Genomic DNA, 1,870 nt, shown 5'->3' with positions numbered 1-1,870 from the left:
CCTCCTCCTCGACGAGCGCGGCGGCCGACGCGCGCACCGAGAACGTCCCGTCGGTCGCCTCGATGACGGCGCCGTCGCCCCCTGCCTCCACGAGCACGCAGGCGAGCTCGGGCAACGAGTTGCCGTCCGCCGTCGCCCGGCACGCGGCCGAGAGGGCGTCCTTTAGGACGTCCTTCGCTATGCTTATCCTCATGACTCATCTCCTATCAGGTCGAATATCGTCGGCATGTCAGATCGGCGCTCCTCCGCCTGGAGGTACTTCACGCCGTCGAGCCAGTATCCGGCGTTCAGCTCCACCCCCCGCCCCCGCCGCCCGAGCTTGAGCGCCCGCAACGGCACGGTCATGAGCCCCGCGAACGGGTCGTACACGAGCTCGCCGGGGTTGCTGTATCGCTCCACCAGCCGGTCGACGATGTCGAACTGCAGCGGGCACACGTGCATCTGGCGGCGCCCCCGCGACTGCTCGGTGTTGAGCGTGAGCATGCGGCTCACGTCGTCCCACACCTCCGGATGCCAGCTCGCCGGCGCGAGCGCCATGAACGACGAGGGCAGCCGCCCCTCGCCGTCGAGGGCCTCCCCGATGCGCACATGGGCGGCGTAGTCGTACACGCGCCCCTCCTGGGCCGCGCGGAACGCCTTCGGCAGGTCGCCCGGCGGCACCGCCGCCCAGCCTCGGGAGAGAGCGGGCGGTCGCCCGAGGACCGCCAGAAGGCGTGCGCGTCAACCTGCCAGCGGGCGCGGCTGTAGGCCTCCTTCTCGTGCGCGACCGGCACGTCGGCGTAGCCGCGTGCGCGGTCGGTCTGGGGCTTGTGGAGCAGGATGACGTACTCGGGGCTGCCGACCCCCATCTTCGTGCCGTCCTTGCAGCACTCCGTCCACCCCAGCCGGTACGTCTGGTTGTTCTCGCGCACCACGTCGGTTACCACAGTCACCATGCCCAGGTAGTCGAACCCATGCTTGATGCCGTGGGCTATGACCTCGGCGTGGAACGGCTGCACGGTCGGCAGCCCCGCCCCGGTGACGGATCCGAAGTTGATGCGGTCCTTGGTGTGGCAGGCGTAGATCCTCCCCGGTTTGAGCACGCGGTAGAGCTCGGGCGTGAGGAAGTCCATCTGCGCGAAGAAGTGCGCGTCGCCGTCGGTGTGGCCGAAGTCGTTGTAGCTCGGCGTGTACTCGTAGTGGTTCGAGAACGGGATGGACGTGACGATCAGGTCCACGGAGTCCGGCTCCATGGCGGCCGTCTCGGCCACCGTGTCGTTGTTCGCCGCGAGCCACCCCTCGCCGCTCGCCTCCATGCGCTCGATGCCGACGCTCCTCGCCATCGCCTCGGCGATGGACGCGTCGGCCAAGCCGTATTCCCTGATGATATCTGACATGCGCTCGTTCAGCTCCTCGTATCTCGCCCACTTGTCCCGCAGGTTGCGCACCACCTCGCGCTCCGCTTCCGCGTAAACGATGTCGATGCGCACCGGATGCTTTTGCTGGAATCGCTGCACGCGGTGGACCGACTGCACGAAGTCGTTGAACTTGAACCCGACGCCCACGAACACCTCGCGGTGGCAGTGCCTCTGGAAGTTGCAGCCCGACCCCGAGAGGATCGGCTTCGTGGCCAGTATCCTGAACTCCCCCTCCGAGAACCCGATGACGCGCCGCTCGCGCTCGTCGAGGTCGAGCGATCCGTACACCTCCACCGCCTCGGGGATCGCGGCCTTGATGGCGCGCCGCTCGTCCTCCAGGTCGTGCCACAGGATGAACGAGTCCTCCGGCGCCGCGTCCACGATCTCCTTGGCCTTCGCAACGCGCGCCGCCATCGTCTCGCGCTTGACCCGCGCCGCCGCCGTGGCCGACACCGCAGCGTCCTCGAAGGCGA

The 1,870-nt window shown here is 68.4% G+C and carries 2 protein-coding genes and 1 pseudogene; all 3 read right to left on the bottom strand.

Annotated features, from left to right (window positions below; genetic code table 11):
• A pseudogene (locus tag GPA_RS19205) lies at positions 1-193 on the bottom strand (hypothetical protein); the annotation flags it as partial.
• Entirely contained in the window at positions 190-483 is a 294-nt protein-coding gene (locus GPA_RS19800; RefSeq protein WP_231847703.1) for a DNA methyltransferase, read from the bottom strand. The pseudogene GPA_RS19205 and the gene GPA_RS19800, both read right to left, overlap by 4 nt.
• 5 nt (positions 484-488) lie before the next feature.
• A partial coding sequence (locus GPA_RS17495) for a hypothetical protein (protein ID WP_197533090.1) occupies positions 489-1,870 on the bottom strand: 1,382 nt, incomplete at its 5' end.

This window comes from Gordonibacter pamelaeae 7-10-1-b (assembly GCF_000210055.1).
Lineage (GTDB): Bacteria > Actinomycetota > Coriobacteriia > Coriobacteriales > Eggerthellaceae > Gordonibacter > Gordonibacter pamelaeae.
The sequence above is the reverse complement of the archived record's forward strand: the minus strand, read 5'-3'. Positions and strand labels throughout refer to the sequence as shown.